12 protein-coding genes are annotated in these 15241 nt (G+C 64.5%); 4 read left to right on the top strand and 8 right to left on the bottom strand.

Annotated features, from left to right (window positions below; all coding sequences use genetic code 11):
* Positions 1 to 42 precede the first annotated feature (42 nt).
* The 8 genes from ACP2YP_RS02290 to ACP2YP_RS02255 form a co-directional block, all read right to left on the bottom strand.
* The gene (locus tag ACP2YP_RS02290) at positions 43 to 3012 is read right to left on the bottom strand and encodes a 2-oxoglutarate dehydrogenase E1 component (RefSeq protein ID WP_426422029.1); all 2970 of its coding nucleotides are present in this window, start codon (positions 3010 to 3012) and stop codon (positions 43 to 45) included.
* A gap of 136 nt (positions 3013 to 3148) precedes the next feature.
* Positions 3149 to 4033 carry a succinate--CoA ligase subunit alpha gene (gene sucD / locus ACP2YP_RS02285; RefSeq protein WP_426422028.1) on the bottom strand — a complete coding sequence of 295 codons (885 nt, stop codon included), beginning with the start codon at positions 4031 to 4033 and terminating at the stop codon, positions 3149 to 3151.
* A gap of 34 nt (positions 4034 to 4067) precedes the next feature.
* Positions 4068 to 4547 (bottom strand): DUF1579 family protein, encoded by a 480-nt coding sequence (locus tag ACP2YP_RS02280; protein WP_426422027.1) that lies wholly within the window; start codon positions 4545 to 4547, stop codon positions 4068 to 4070.
* 4 nt (positions 4548 to 4551) lie between these two features.
* Positions 4552 to 5748, bottom strand: a complete 1197-nt coding sequence (gene sucC / locus ACP2YP_RS02275; RefSeq protein WP_426422026.1) for an ADP-forming succinate--CoA ligase subunit beta — start codon at positions 5746 to 5748, stop codon at positions 4552 to 4554.
* A 217-nt stretch (positions 5749 to 5965) separates the two neighbouring features.
* A complete protein-coding gene (mdh, locus tag ACP2YP_RS02270; protein WP_148755121.1) occupies positions 5966 to 6934 on the bottom strand; it encodes a malate dehydrogenase in 969 nt (322 codons plus the stop codon).
* Positions 6935 to 7173: 239 nt separating this feature from the next.
* Positions 7174 to 8361, bottom strand: coding sequence for a cell division protein ZapE (gene zapE / locus ACP2YP_RS02265; protein WP_426422025.1), 1188 nt, complete (start codon positions 8359 to 8361; stop codon positions 7174 to 7176).
* Positions 8362 to 8601: 240 nt separating this feature from the next.
* Entirely contained in the window at positions 8602 to 9138 is a 537-nt protein-coding gene (thpR, locus tag ACP2YP_RS02260; protein WP_426422024.1) for an RNA 2',3'-cyclic phosphodiesterase, read from the bottom strand.
* 174 nt (positions 9139 to 9312) lie between these two features.
* Complete coding sequence (locus tag ACP2YP_RS02255; protein ID WP_426422023.1) at positions 9313 to 9948, bottom strand: arylesterase; 636 nt, start codon at positions 9946 to 9948, stop codon at positions 9313 to 9315.
* Between the two features lie 55 nt (positions 9949 to 10003).
* Here ACP2YP_RS02255 and ACP2YP_RS02250 point away from each other — a divergent pair, with 55 nt between their 5' ends.
* The 4 genes from ACP2YP_RS02250 (at position 10004) to ACP2YP_RS02235 (ending at position 15125) form a co-directional block, all read left to right on the top strand.
* Positions 10004 to 10726 (top strand): ABC transporter ATP-binding protein, encoded by a 723-nt coding sequence (locus tag ACP2YP_RS02250; protein WP_426422022.1) that lies wholly within the window; start codon positions 10004 to 10006, stop codon positions 10724 to 10726.
* On the top strand, positions 10723 to 13293 hold the full coding sequence (locus ACP2YP_RS02245; RefSeq protein ID WP_426422021.1) for an ABC transporter permease: 2571 nt from the start codon (positions 10723 to 10725) through the stop codon (positions 13291 to 13293). The genes ACP2YP_RS02250 and ACP2YP_RS02245 overlap by 4 nt, the downstream gene beginning before the upstream one ends.
* A 282-nt stretch (positions 13294 to 13575) precedes the next feature.
* On the top strand, positions 13576 to 14367 hold the full coding sequence (locus tag ACP2YP_RS02240) for a Bax inhibitor-1/YccA family protein (protein ID WP_092233985.1): 792 nt from the start codon (positions 13576 to 13578) through the stop codon (positions 14365 to 14367).
* Between the two features lie 227 nt (positions 14368 to 14594).
* Positions 14595 to 15125, top strand: coding sequence for an N-acetyltransferase family protein (locus ACP2YP_RS02235; RefSeq protein WP_426422020.1), 531 nt, complete (start codon positions 14595 to 14597; stop codon positions 15123 to 15125).
* The last annotated feature ends 116 nt before the right edge of the window (positions 15126 to 15241 follow it).

Below are 15241 nucleotides of genomic sequence, written 5' to 3'. Positions count from 1 at the left end.
GCGATTGCGCACTGGGGCGGGGCATGACGCAGTTCAAAAAGTTCAGCTCAGTGCTTCGTCCAGGAACGCCTTCAACTGCGCCTGATGCTTGGACATCAGACCAGTGGCGGTCGCGGCGGAAGCGGCGCGGCCGACATAACGCGGACGCCGGCTCACGCCGTTCACCTGGTTCAGCACCCATTCCAGATAAGGCTCGATGAAGTGCCAGGCACCCATGTTGCGGGGCTCTTCCTGGCACCACACCACTTCGGCCTTCTTGAAGCGGGACAGCTCGGTCACCAGCGCCTTCAGCGGCACCGGATAGAGCTGCTCGACGCGCATCAAATAGATGTCGTCGATGCCGCGCTTCTCGCGCTCCTCGTAGAGGTCGTAATAGACCTTGCCCGAGCAGAGCACGATGCGGCGGATCTTGTCGTCCGGAACGAGCTTGAACGCCTCGTTCGGCAGCATCTGGGCGTCATCGTACAGGATGCGGTGGAAGGTCGTATCCTTGGCGAGCTCCTCGAGGCGCGAGACCGCGCGCTTGTGACGGAGCAGCGATTTCGGCGTCATCACGATCAGCGGCTTGCGGATCTCGCGATGCAGCTGGCGGCGCAGCACGTGGAAGTAGTTCGCCGGCGTGGTCGGATAGACTACCTGCATGTTGTCTTCCGCGCACATCTGCAAGTAACGCTCCAGACGCGCCGACGAATGCTCTGGTCCCTGACCCTCATAGCCGTGCGGCAAGAGGCAGACGAGACCGGACATGCGCAGCCATTTGCGCTCCCCGGAGGAGATGAACTGGTCGAACACGACCTGCGCGCCGTTGGCGAAGTCGCCGAACTGGGCTTCCCACAGGGTCAGCGTGTTCGGCTCGGCGAGCGAGTAGCCGTATTCGAACCCGAGCACGGCCTCTTCCGACAGCAGCGAGTTGATGACCTCGTAATGGCCCTGCTCGTGGCCGAGATGGTTGAACGGGGTGTAGCGGCTCTCGTCCTCCTGGTCGATCAGGACCGAGTGACGCTGCGAGAAGGTGCCGCGTTCCGAATCCTGTCCGGACAGACGGACGTGATGGTTTTCGTTGAGCAGCGTGCAGAAGGCCAGCGCCTCGCCGGTCGCCCAGTCGATGCCGGCACCGGTGTCGATCGCCTTCGCACGGTTGTCGAGGAAGCGCTGGATGGTGCGGTGAACGCGAAAACCGTCCGGCACCTTGGTGATCTTGCGAGCGATGTCCTTGAGCACGGCGGTGTCGACACCGGTGACGCCGCGCCGGGCATCCTCTTCCTGGTCGGCGATCTTGAAGCCGGCCCACTTGCCGTCGAGCCAGTCGGCCTTGTTCGGCTTGTAGCTGGTGCCGGCCTCGAACTCGGCATCGAGTCGCACGCGCCAGTCGGCCTTCAGCTTGTCGACCTCGCCCTCGGTGACCACGCCTTCGGCGATCAGGCGCTTGGAGTAGAGCGTGAGGGTCGAGGGATGGGCCGCGATCCGCTTGTACATCACCGGCTGGGTGAAGGCCGGTTCGTCGCCCTCATTGTGGCCGTAGCGGCGATAGCACCACATGTCGATGACGACGGGCTTGTGGAACTTCTGCCTGAACTCGGTCGCGACCTTGGCGGCGAACACCACCGCTTCCGGATCGTCGCCGTTCACGTGGAAGATCGGCGCGTCGATCATCTTCGCCACGTCGGACGGATAGGGCGAGGAGCGCGAGTAGCGCGGATAGGTGGTGAAGCCGATCTGGTTGTTGACGATGAAGTGGACGGAGCCGCCGGTGCGGTAGCCCTTCAGGTCGGACAGACCGAAGCATTCCGCGACCACGCCCTGGCCCGCGAACGCCGCGTCGCCATGCATCAGCAGCGGCATCACCGAGATGCGCTGGTCCGGCGGATCGCCATGCTGGTCCTGCTTGGCGCGGACTTTTCCGAGCACCACGGGATCGACGATCTCGAGATGCGAGGGGTTCGCGGTCAGCGACAGATGGATGCGGTTGCCGTCGAACTCGCGGTCCGAGGACGCACCGAGGTGATATTTGACGTCGCCCGAGCCTTCGACCGCGTCGGGATTGGCCGAGCCACCCTTGAATTCGTGGAACAGGGCGCGATGCGCCTTGCCCATCACCTGCGTCAGCACGTTGAGGCGGCCGCGATGCGGCATGCCGACCACGACTTCCTTCACGCCGAGATTGCCGCCGCGCTTGATGATCTGCTCGAGTGCCGGGATCAGCGATTCGCCGCCATCGAGACCGAAACGCTTGGTGCCGGTGAACTTGGTGTCGCAGAATTTTTCAAAGCCTTCGGCTTCGACCAGCTTCATCAGAATCGCGCGACGGCCCTCGCGGGTGAACGAGATTTCCTTGTCCGGACCCTCGATGCGCTCCTGGATCCAGGCCTTCTGCGCGGCATTGCTGATGTGCATGAACTCGACGCCGAGCGTCTGACAGTAGGTGCGCTCGCAGATCGCAGTGATTTCGCGCAGCGAGGCGTATTCGAGACCGAGCACGTGATCGAGGAAGATCTTGCGGTCGAAATCGGCTTCGCTGAAGCCGTAGGTGCGCGGGTCGAGCTCTTCGCGATTGCGCGGGGCTTCGATGCCGAGCGGGTCGAGCTTGGCGTGGAAGTGGCCGCGCATGCGGTAGGAGCGGATCAGCATCAGCGCGCGGACCGAGTCGCGCGTGGCCTGGAGCACTTCGGCGGACGAAATGCTGACGCCCTTGTCGCCGTCCTTGGCCTGCGTCTTGGCGGCGATCTTGCCGCCGATGGCCTTCTCAACTTCCGCCCAATTGCCGTCGAGGGCGGAGGTCAAGTCATCCTGCGGCGTCAGCGGCCAGTTGGTGCGCTCCCAGGACGGGCCCTGGGCGTTCTTGCTGATATCAGCGGGCTGGTCGTTGAGGCTTTTGAAGAACTCCTGCCACTCGACGTCGACCGAGGACGGGTCCTTCTCGTAGCGGGCGTAGATTTCGTCGATGTAGGTGGCGTTGGTGCCCTGCAAAAAGGAGGAGAGGGCAAAGGCTGCGTTCGCGTCTTGGCGAGACATACTTGAGTTCCTGGCGATTTTGGTTCGCGCATAACAAACGGCGCTGGCGCTGAGCTCCCGGCAGAGGCTCAGCGCGACAGAGACCATTTATCCTATTTGCTGCGAAACTTCGCCCGGAAAAGCACGAAGGAGTGAACTAGCCCTTCAATTTTTCGGCAAGCGTGTGGCCGAGGCGCGCCGGCGACGGCGACACTGTAATCCCTGCGGATTTCATCGCGTCGGTCTTGGAACCGGCGTCGCCCTTGCCGCCCGAAATGATTGCACCGGCATGGCCCATGCGGCGGCCGGGAGGTGCCGTGACGCCGGCGATGAAACCGACCATCGGCTTCTTGCGGCCGCGCTTGGCCTCGTCCTTGAGGAACTGGGCAGCGTCTTCTTCGGCGGAACCGCCGATCTCGCCGATCATGATGATCGATTCGGTCTTGGGGTCGGCCAGGAACATCTCCAGCACGTCGATGAACTCGGTGCCCTTGACCGGGTCGCCGCCGATGCCGACCGCGGTGGTCTGGCCGAGGCCCTCCTGGGAGGTCTGGAATACCGCTTCGTAAGTGAGCGTGCCGGAGCGGGAGACGATGCCGACAGAGCCGGTCTTGAAGATGTTGGCGGGCATGATGCCGATCTTGCACTCGCCGGCGGTCATGACGCCCGGGCAGTTCGGCCCGATCAGGCGCGACTTGGAGCCGGCCAGCGAGCGCCTCACGCGCACCATGTCGATCACGGGAATGCCTTCGGTGATGCAGACGATCAACGGGGTCTCGGCGTCGATGGCCTCGCAGATCGCATCGGCCGCGCCCGGCGGCGGCACGTAGATCACCGACGCATCCGCGCCGGTCTTCTCACGTGCCTCGCGCACGGTGTCGAACACCGGCAGGTTCAGATGGGTCGCGCCGCCTTTGCCCGGCGAGGTGCCGCCGACCATCTTGGTGCCATAGGCAATCGCGGCCTCCGAATGGAAGGTGCCGTTCTTGCCGGTAAAGCCCTGGCAGATGACCTTTGTGTTCTTGTCGATCAGGATGGACATGAGGTCTGCTTTCGCGAAACTAACGAGTGAGAGATCAGTGGATGCGGCGGTAGACGCCGGTGAGCACGTCGGCCCAGCCTTCCGCGTCCGGCGAGAACTGGATCTTCAACGAGTAGGAATTGTCGTCGATGATCTCGTAGACGTGGCGCGCATTGCCGCGGAGCGAGCCGCGCACCAGCGTCAGGGTCTTGCCGACCCACCCGCCCGAAGCGGGCGAGGGCGGCGTATAGCCGAGTGAATCGTACCAGAACAATTTGTAGGTCCGATCGTCGCGGTCCCAGGTGAAGATGCCGTGGGTGGCAAAGCTCTGCTTGCCGTCGCGGATCTGGACCGCATCCTGGATCAGGTAGAATCCGTTGAGGTCCATGCGCGCGACGACGTGCGAGGTGGCCGGCCCGCCGGCGGTCCAGCGGGACGGGAAGACCACCTCTTCGCCATCCCATTCGCCGGCGAACGCGGCGAGGCGCGCGTGCTCTGCAAGCGGAGATGAAGCGGCGAGATGGTCCTGGGTCATGGCCTTAGCCTCCCTTGACGGCCTTCACGATCTTCTGCGCGGCGTCGTCGAGATTGTCGGCGGGCACCACGTTCAGGCCGGATTCACGGATGATCTTCTTGCCCAGCTCGACATTGGTGCCTTCGAGGCGAACCACCAGCGGCACGCTGAGGCCGACCTCGCGCACGGCAGCCGTGACGCCCTCGGCGATCACGTCGCACTTCATGATACCACCGAAGATATTGACCAGGATGCCCTTCACGTTGGGATCGGCGGTGATGATCTTGAAGGCGGCTGCGACCTTCTCCTTGCTGGCGCTGCCGCCAACGTCGAGGAAGTTCGCCGGCGCCATGCCGTAGAGCTTGATGATGTCCATCGTCGCCATGGCGAGACCGGCGCCGTTGACCATGCAGCCGATGTTGCCATCGAGGGTGACGTAGTTGAGGTCGTACTTGGACGCCTCGATTTCCTTGGCGTCTTCCTCGGTCTCGTCACGCAGCGCGAGCACTTCAGGGTGACGGAACAGCGCGTTGTCGTCGAACGACACTTTTGCGTCGAGCACGCGGAGCTGGCCCTGCTTGGTCACGACCAGCGGGTTGATCTCCAGCATCGACATGTCCTTGGCGACGAAGGCGGCGTAGAGCTGCGCGGTGAGCTTCTCGGCCTGCTTGGCGAGATCGCCGGAGAGCTTCAGCGCGTCGGCGACGGTACGGCCATGATGGCCCATGATGCCGGTCGCGGGATCGACCGAGAAGGTCACGATCTTCTCAGGCGTGTTGTGCGCGACGTCCTCGATGTTGACGCCGCCTTCGGTCGAGACGACGAACGAGACGCGCGAGGTCTCGCGGTCGACCAGGATCGAGAGGTAGAATTCCTTGTCGATGTCGGAGCCGTCCTCGATGTAGAGGCGGTTGACCTGCTTGCCGGCGGGGCCGGTCTGGATCGTCACGAGGGTGGCGCCGAGCATCTGCTTGGCGAATTCGGAGACCTCAGCGGCCGACTTGGCGATGCGGACGCCGCCCTTGTCGCCAGCCGAGGCTTCCTTGAACTTGCCCTTGCCGCGGCCGCCCGCATGGATCTGGCTCTTCACCACCCAGACCGGGCCCGGCAGGGCCTTCGCGGCAGCTTCCGCGTCAGCGGCCTTCAGGACCGGAACGCCCTTCGAGATCGCTACGCCGAACTCGTTCAGCAGCGCTTTGGCCTGATATTCATGGATATTCATATGGTCGCTCCCTGAACCCGCCGGCGGTGCCCCCTAGGGGCCCACCTCAGTCTTGTGGCTGGCATACCATATACCACAGGAACTGCAACCCGGATTCGTTGACATCGATATCTGCGAGATGAGTGGACTTGCCCGGAACCCGTCCCGGTCAAGCCGGGGTCCGGAAGTGAAGCCGCCGAAGACCGGTTTTTCGATCTTCGGCGGGGTTTGTTTAGGCTTAGCGGCCGAGGAGATCGGGGGCGATCTTCTTGCAGGCATCGACGAGGCCCTGGACCGCGCCGACCGACTTGTCGAAGGCTTCGCGGTCCTTGCCGGCGAGCTCGATCTCGACGACGCGCTCAACGCCCTTGGCGCCGATCACGACGGGGACGCCGACATACATGTCCTTCACGCCGTATTCGCCGTTGAGGTAGGCGGCGCTGGCCAGCACGCGCTTCTTGTCGCGCAGATAGCTCTCGGCCATCGCGATCGCGGAGGCTGCCGGGGCGTAGAAGGCCGAGCCGGTCTTGAGCAGATTGACGATCTCGGCGCCGCCGTTGCGGGTGCGGTCGACGATCTCGTCGAGGCGCGCCTGCGAGGTCCAGCCCATCTTGACGAGGTCGGGCAGCGGGATGCCGGCGACGGTGGAGTACTTCACCAGCGGCACCATGGTGTCGCCATGGCCGCCGAGCACGAAGGCGGTGACGTCTTCGACCGAGACGTTGAACTCGTCGGCCAGGAAGTAGCGGAAGCGCGACGAATCCAGCACGCCGGCCATGCCGACGACCTTCTTGTGCGGCAGGCCGGAAGCCTTCTGCAGCGCCCAGACCATGGCGTCGAGCGGGTTGGTGATGCAGATGACGAACGCGTCGGGGGCGTACTTCTTGATGCCGGCGCCGACCTGCTCCATGACCTTGAGGTTGATGGAGAGGAGGTCGTCGCGGCTCATGCCGGGCTTGCGTGGCACGCCGGCGGTGACGATGCAGACCTTGGCGTTGTCGAGGGCTTCGTAGGAGTTGGCACCGGTGTAGTGCGCATCGAAACCGTCGACCGGCGAGGACTGCGCGATGTCGAGCGCCTTGCCCTGCGGCACGCCCTCGGCGATGTCGAACATCACGACGTCGCCCAGTTCTTTCAGGCCGATGAGGTGAGCCAGCGTTCCGCCGATCTGGCCGGAGCCAATCAAAGCAATCTTGTCGCGCGCCATGTGAACCTGTCCTTTAGACACGTGAGGGAAAACTGATGGGTGGTTATCCCTTTCGCTTCCCCCGTTCAAGTCGGGGGATGCCCAATTGTCGGGCTTGCCGCCGCCTCCGGCAAGCAGCCCCGTCATTCCGGGGCGTCGCGAAGCGACGAGCCCGGAATCCATCGGGCAACACAGCGCGCTGATCAATGGATTCCGGGCTCGCGCTCCGCGCGCCCCGGAATGACCGAGGCAAATAGGACTTAAGTCTCCACCAGGCCCTTGGTGGAGCCGCTGGCGGTGGAATCCTTGCGGCCGTGAGGCAGCGCCAGATAGGATTCCGAACTCATCTCGATCAGGCGCGACGAGGTCCGCTTGAACTCCATGGCCTCGTTGCCCTCATCGGCGAGGTAGAGCGAGATCGGGTTGGCATCGGCGGAAGCCATCAGCTTCACGGCATTGTCATAGAGCGTGTCGATCAGCGTGATGAAACGCTTGGCGGCGTTGCGCTGGGAGAAGTCCATCACTGGAATATGGTCGACCAGGATGGTGTGATAGTCGTGCGCCAGCCTGAGGTAGTCGGATGCGCCTAACGGCTTCTCGCAGAGATCGGCGAAGGTAAAGCGCGCGACGCCATGGGCCGAGCACGGCACGTGCAGGGTGCGGCCCTTGATCGAAATGTCGCGCGACTTGCATTTGGCGCCGCCGGTCATCTTCGCCCAGGCACGGGCGAGCGCGGCGCCGGCATCGCCATCCGCCGGCGTCAGCCACATCGACACGCCCTGAAGTTTTTCGAGCCGGAAATCGGTGCGCGCATCGAGCCGCCACACGTCCATGTGATCGGTGATCTGCTTGATGAAGGGCAGGAACAGCGCGCGGTTCAAGCCGCCCTTGTAGAGATCGTCGGGCGCAACGTTGGAGGTGGCGACCACGACGGTGCCGAGCTCGAACAGCTTTGCAAACAGGCGGCCGAGGATCATTGCGTCCGCAATGTCGGTAACGTGGAATTCGTCGAAGCAGAGCAGCCAGCTTTCCTCGAAGATCGCATGCGCGGTCAGCGCGATGACGTCGCCGTCGGCGATCTCGCCGCGCGCGATGCCCTGGCGATAATCGTAGATGCGCTCATGCACGTCCGCCATGAATTCGTGGAAATGCGCGCGCCGCTTGTGCTCGACGGTCGAGTGCTGGAAGAACAGATCCATCAGCATGGTCTTGCCGCGGCCGACCTCGCCATGGACATAGAGCCCGCGCGGCGCCTCATCCTTGTCGCCACCGTTGAACAGGCGGCTGAGCAGCCCCTGCTTGCGCAGCGGCTTGTAGTTGGCGAGCCTCAGGTCGAGCGCCGCATAGGCCTCGGCGATTTCAGCTTGCGCGGCATCGGGCTCGATCGCGCCGGACGCGATCTGGGCCTGATACGCTTCGCTGAAGGAGGAGTTTGGGGTGGAGAGCATCGCTCTTTACCGCCAGAGACCGGCGGAAATTGCAAGCCGTGAATTGGTGCGGGGCGCTATGCGTTCGTGTCCGGGACGCGCTGCAGCGTGCCAAGAGCGCATTCACGTGCGTCTCCGCCGCGCTATCGCTACTGCGCAGAGCCGGGACCCACTGTTTCGTACATCGATTGTGGAGCGATGGGCCCCGGCTCTGCGGCGCACCGCTACGCGCTGCGCCGCGTCCGGGGCACGAGAGCGCTGCTATTCACAGAGCTCGTAGGCGTCCTCGACCACATACGGCCCGCCGCCGGTGGACGCGCGCGAGGAAAACAGCACGAACCGCTCCGCCATGAATGCCTTGCTCGGGAAGTAGCCGCGGATCGAGAGATAGTCAGCGACGTCGCGGTCGGTGGCGTCGTACAGTCGCGCCAGCGTGACATGCGGGATGAATTTGCGTCCCTCCGGATCGAGGCCGATCCGCTGCATCATGCGTTCGAGTTCGGCCTGCAAATCCATCAGCGGCTTGCTCGGCGCGATGGTGGCGACCACCGCGCGCGGCTTGCGGCCGCCGAAGCTCGTGAGCCCCTGCACCTTCACCTCGAACGGTTTGCGGTCGACGCGAAACAGCATCGATGCGATCTCGTTGGCGGACATGCCGTCGATGTCGCCGATGAAACGCAGAGTGACGTGATAATTTTCGGGATCGATCCACCGGGCGCCGGGAAGGCCGCCTCTCAAATTGGAAAGCGTCTGGCTGACTTCAGCCGGAATTTCCAGACCAGTGAACAAACGCGGCATCGTTTCGCACTCCCGATGCTTGGGCATGATCCCAGGGCAAGATCATATCCAAATTTTAGAGCCGGTGACGAATCACCGGTACCCTGATTCCTATCGCAGTTGTGTGACTCTGCGAAGAGTGCCCAAGGCTACACCGGGAAAACCCTGGTTGTTAGGGTTAGCGTTGCCTGCTTTTCAACGGCGTTGCTCGCCGATCGCGCGCAGGAATGCCTCCACCGTGGGCAGCAGGTTGTTGACGACGATGTCGACGCCCTCAGCGGTCGGGTGAATGCCGTCGGCCTGGTTGAGCTTCGCATCGGCGGCGACACCGTCGAGGAAAAATGGATAGAGCGGCACGTCGAACTGCTTCGCCAGATCCGGATAAATCGAATTGAAGCGCGCGCCATAGTCGGCGCCGAAATTCGGCGGCGCCAGCATGCCACACAGCATCACGGCGATCTTGCGCGCCTTGAGACGTTGAACGATGTCGGTCAGCGCCGCGCGCGTCAAGTCGGGATCGATGCCGCGCATCGCGTCGTTGGCGCCGAGCTCGAGAATGACGCCCTCGGTTCCCTCCGGCACCGACCAGTCGAGCCGGTCGCGGCCCCCGGACGAGGTGTCGCCGGACACGCCGGCATTGATCATGTCCACGGCTATACCTTTGGCCTGCAAGGCTTTTTGCAGCTTGGCCGGAAACGCGTCCTGGGCCGGAAGGCCGAGACCGGCACTCAAGGAATCGCCCAAAACGACAAGCTTGATCGGTTTTGTCGTTTCTGCCCAAGCCGGGTTCACGACCGTCATCAAAGCGAGCATCAACACGGCTATGTGCATGAAGAATCCGTAACGCCTCTCGACCGCGCTATCGGAGTTGCCATATGACCGGACCATGGACACTCGCATCTATCCCTCTTCGCTCGCCGGCACTGCGCCGGACACCATCGCCATCTCCAACGTCAATCTCTCATTGGGGTCCGGGGCGGCACGCGTTCACATTCTCAAGGATATCAGCTTGCGCGTCGGCTCGGGCGAGACGATCGGCCTGATCGGCCCGTCAGGCTCGGGCAAATCCACGCTGCTGATGGTGATGGCGGGGCTGGAGCGTCCTGATAGCGGAGAGGTGGTGGTGTCAGGCACGCCTTTCAATGCCCTCGACGAGGACGCGCTGGCCCGCTTCCGCGGCCGCCAGATCGGCATCGTCTTCCAGTCCTTCCATCTGATCCCGACCATGACGGCGCTGGAGAACGTCGCCGTTCCGCTCGAGCTCGCCGGCAATCCCGACGCCAACAAGCGCGCAGCCGAGGAGCTGCAATCGGTCGGGCTCGGCGATCGCCTGCATCATTATCCGACGCAGCTCTCCGGCGGCGAGCAGCAACGCGTGGCGCTTGCGCGCGCGCTGGCACCCGATCCCGCCATCCTCGTCGCCGACGAGCCGACCGGCAATCTCGACGAGGCGACCGGCAAGCAGATCATCGACCTGCTGTTCAACAAGCACGCCGAGCGCGGCATGACGCTGGTGCTGGTCACGCATGATTCCTCGCTCGCGCATCGCTGCGATCGCGTGATCCGCCTGCGCTCGGGCCGCATCGACACGCAGACGACGAAAGCATGAGCGTCGCTGTCGAACCGTTTGCGAAGCCGAACGGCGTCGCACTGTCGCTGCGCTATGCGCTGCGCGAATTGCGCGGGGGCCTGCGCGGCTTTTACGTCTTCATTGCCTGCATCGCGCTCGGCGTGATGGCAATCGCCGGCGTCGGCTCGGTGTCGGCGAGCCTGAGCGACGGCCTCGCGCGGGAGGGACGCACGCTGCTTGGCGGCGACGTCTCCTTCGTGCTGTTCCAGCGTGAGGCCAAGCCCGAGGAAGTTGCCTTCCTGCGCTCGCGCGGCACCGTCTCCGTTGCCTCGACCTTGCGCGGCATGGCGCGCTCGGCCGACGGCAAGCTGGCGCTGGTCGAGATGAAGGCGGTCGACGACACCTATCCAATGCTCGGCCAACTCACGCTGGCGCCGCCACTGCCGCTGACCGATCTGCTCGCGGAGCGCGACGGCGCGTTCGGTGCCGCCGCCGATCCGACGCTGCTGGCGCGGCTCTCCCTGAAAGTCGGCGACCGCGTCACCATCGGCTCTGCGACCTTCCAGATCCGCTCTAGCGTCGAGGCCGAGCCCGACAAGCTCGCCGGCGGCATCGGGTTTGGTCCGCGCTTCCTGATCAGCGAGGCGGCCCTGCGCGCCACCGGGCTGATCCAGCCCGGCAGCCTGGTGCGCTGGGTCTACCGGGTCAAACTGCCTGACGCCGCCAACAGCGACCGTGCCACCGATGCCTTCATCGCGGATGCGCGCAACGCTGCGCCGCAGGCCGGCTGGGAAGTCCGCAGCCGCTCCAATGCCTCGCCACAGCTCGAGCGCAATATCGGCCGCTTCACGCAGTTCCTGACCCTGGTCGGCCTCGCAGCGCTTCTGGTCGGCGGCGTCGGCGTCGCCAACGCCGTGAAGAGCCATATCGACCGCCGGCTCGAGGTGATCGCAGCCTTCAAGGCCGTCGGCGCCACGGGACGCGACGTATTCGGTATTTATCTGGCGCAGGTCGTACTGCTCGCCGGGATCGGCTCGGTGATTGGCCTGGCGCTGGGCGCGGCGATGCCGTTTGCCATCGTCGGCCTGTTTGGAAAACTATTGCCGCTGCCGGTGGTGCCGGCGGTGCATGCCGACGAGCTCGCGCTGTCCTTCGTCTACGGCCTCTTGACCGCGCTCGCCTTCGGCCTGTGGCCGCTCGGACGCGTGCACGACGTGCCGGTGGCCGCGCTGTTCCGCGACACCATCAGCTCGGAATGGCACCGGCCGCGCTGGAGCTATCTCGTGTTCATGAGCGTCGTCGTCGCCCTGCTGGTTGCGGTGGTGATCGGCCTGTCGTTCGACAAGCGCATCGCCGCGGTGTTCGTGGCCTCCTCCGTCGTCGTGTTCGCAGTGCTGCGCGGCGTCGCCGCCATGCTGATGGCCGTCGCACGCCGACTGCCGCGCACGCGCTTCACCATGCTGCGGCTTGCGATCGCCAACATCCACCGGCCGGGCGCGCTGACGCCCTCGGTCGTGCTCTCGCTCGGGCTTGGCCTCGCCGTGCTCGTCACCATCACCCAGATCGACGGCAATCTGCGCCGGCAGTTTCTCGCCGCGCTGCCCGATCGCGCGCCGGCGTTCTATTTCATCGACATTCCGAGCACCCAGGCCGCACCGTTCGACGACTATCTGCGGCAGATCGCGCCGGGCGCGAAGGTCGAGGACGTGCCGATGCTGCGCGGGCGCATCGTCGGCGCCCGCGGCGTCCGCGCCGAGGACCTCAAGCCCACCACCGATTCCGAATGGGTGCTGCAGAGCGACCGCGGCCTGACCTATACCGGCGAGCTGCCGAAGGGTTCCAAGGTGGTCGAGGGCGAATGGTGGGGCGCCGACTATTCCGGCCCGCCGCTGGTCTCGATGGAGAAGAAGATCGCCGACGGCCTCGGGCTGAAACTCGGCGACGAAATCGTGGTCAACGTGCTCGGCCGCGACATCCCGGCAAAAATCGGCAATCTGCGCACCATCGACTGGCAGGGGCTCGGCATCAATTTCGTGCTGGTGTTCTCGCCGAACGCCTTCAAGGGCGCACCGCATACCCACATCGCCACGCTGACGGAAGCCGGCGGCGATGCGACCAGCGACGGCCAGATCATCAAGCAGGTGGCGGACGCCTATCCGATGGTGACGAGCGTGCGCGTGCGCGAGGTGATGGAGACGGTCGGCGCGGTCGTGACCAATCTCGCGCTGGCGATCCGCGGCGCCAGCGCCGTGACCCTGATCTCGGCGATCCTGGTGCTGGGCGGCGCACTCGCCGCCGGCCATCGCCACCGGGTCTATGACGCGGTGATCCTGAAGACGCTGGGCGCCACGCGGCTGCGGCTGCTCGGCGCCTATGCGCTGGAATATCTCCTGATCGGCCTCGCCACCGCGGTGTTCGGCGTGATCGCCGGCAGCATCGCGGCCTGGCTGATCGTGACGCGGCTGATGACGCTGACCTTCGTCTGGCAGGCCGGCAGCGCGGCCGGCGTGGTGGCCGCCGCCCTAATCGTCACCGTGGGGCTCGGCCTCGCCGGCACGCTGCTGGCATTGAACAAAAAGCCCGCCACAGTGTTGCGCAATTTGTGACAAAAGGTAGCGGGTGGCCTCGTGGGGGCCAAATCGCACGATTCCTGCGATTAACCACGTCCGCTCGTCAGGTTTTCGTCAGAATTGTGCGGGGAGGGCGACATTCGGCCGCGCGTGGACGGTTGCAGCGAATGTGGTAGTTTCCCACATATCGGATGGGTTCGGAGCCCCGATTGTTAGCCAAAATTAATGTCGGCAGACATCGGTATCCGAGATAGAATTTGACGAACCGGCGGCATGGCAACCCTCGTGCCGGACCGGGCAACCAACGGGAATTCGACCATGTCGGACCTAGACCGCAATTACGCTTCTCCTTTCGGCCGGGCCGCCGGGCGTGTTGACGCCGCGACGGTCGACGCCGGTCTGCGCGCCTACATGCTGCGCATCTACAATTACATGAGCATTGGCCTGGCTATCACCGGCCTGGCCGCGCTCGGCGTTTACATGGCTGCCGTGACTGACGTTCCGACCGCGGAAGCGGTCCGCGTCGGCAAGCTGTTCCTGACGCCGTTCGGCTACGCGATGTTCGTGAGCCCGCTGAAATATCTGTTCATGCTGGCGCCGCTCGCCATGGTGTTCGTGATCTCGGCCGGCATCAACCGTCTCGCCCCTTCGACCGCCCAGATCCTGTTCTGGGTGTTCTCGGCGCTGATGGGCATCTCGCTGTCCTCGATCTTCCTGGTGTACACGCACACCTCGATCGTGCGGGTGTTCTTCATCACCGCGGCCACCTTCGGCGCGCTGAGCCTCTACGGCTACACCACCAAGCGTGACATGAGCGGCATGGGCTCGTTTCTGTTCATGGGCCTGATCGGTATCATCATCGCGAGCCTGGTGAACCTGTTCCTGGCCAGCACCGCGCTGCAGTTCATCGTCTCGGTGGTCGGCGTGCTGGTGTTCGCGGGCCTCACCGCCTGGGACACCCAGCGGCTGAAGAACGACTACATCTACGGCTACGCGTCGGCCGGCGGTGACATCGCCGAGCGTGCGGCGATCTCGGGTGCGCTGTCGCTGTACCTGAACTTCATCAACCTGTTCACGCTGCTGCTGCAGCTTCTCGGCCAGCGCGACTAAGCGCCAGACCGGAGAGAACGGACACGAACCCCGGCCGTGAGGCCGGGGTTTTTGTTTGGCACTGGTGTCTCCTCACACTCCGTCATTGCGAGCGAAGCGAAGCAATCCAGACTGCCTCCACGGGGATAGCCTGGATTGCTTCGTCGCAAGGGCTCCTCGCAATGACGGAGTATGTGGAAGCATCGTTGCCTCTTCCAGCCGCCGCGCGAAGCCTCTAATCTTCCCCCATGTCCGCACCCGAAATCAGGCCCGCCCTTGAGGCCGACCTCCCCGCCATCACCTCCATCTATCAGCAGGCCGTCCGCGAGGGCACCGCGACGTTCGAGATCGAGCCGCCCGACCTCGCCGAGATGACGCGCCGCTACCGCGCGCTGGTCGACGGCGGCTATCCCTATTTCGTCGCCATGCTCGACGGCCGCGTCGGCGGCTACGCCTATGCCGGCGCCTACCGGCCCCGCCCGGCCTATCGCTTCACGGTCGAGAACTCGATCTATCTCGATCCCGCCTTCCACCGCCGCGGCATCGGCTCGCTGCTGCTGGAGCGGCTGATCACCGAATGCGAGGCACGCGGCTTCCGCCAGATGATCGCGGTGATTGGCGATTCCGCCAATGCCGGCTCGATCGGCGTGCACAGCCGGCGCGGCTTCAAGATGATCGGCACGCATCCGAATGTCGGCCTGAAATTCGGCCGCTGGCTGGATACGGTGATGATGCAGCGCGACCTCGGCGAGGGCGCGAGCACGGTGCCGGGGACGTAACTGCACTCGTCATTCCGGGGCGCGCGAGCGCGAGCCCGGAATCCATTGAACGGCACAGACGGTGGATGAATGGATTCCGGGCTCGCGACTTCGTCGCGCCCCGGAATGACGAACGA

It is taken from the genome of Bradyrhizobium genosp. A (assembly GCF_049949275.1).
Classification (GTDB): domain Bacteria; phylum Pseudomonadota; class Alphaproteobacteria; order Rhizobiales; family Xanthobacteraceae; genus Bradyrhizobium.
The sequence above is the reverse complement of the archived record's forward strand: the minus strand, read 5'-3'. Positions and strand labels throughout refer to the sequence as shown.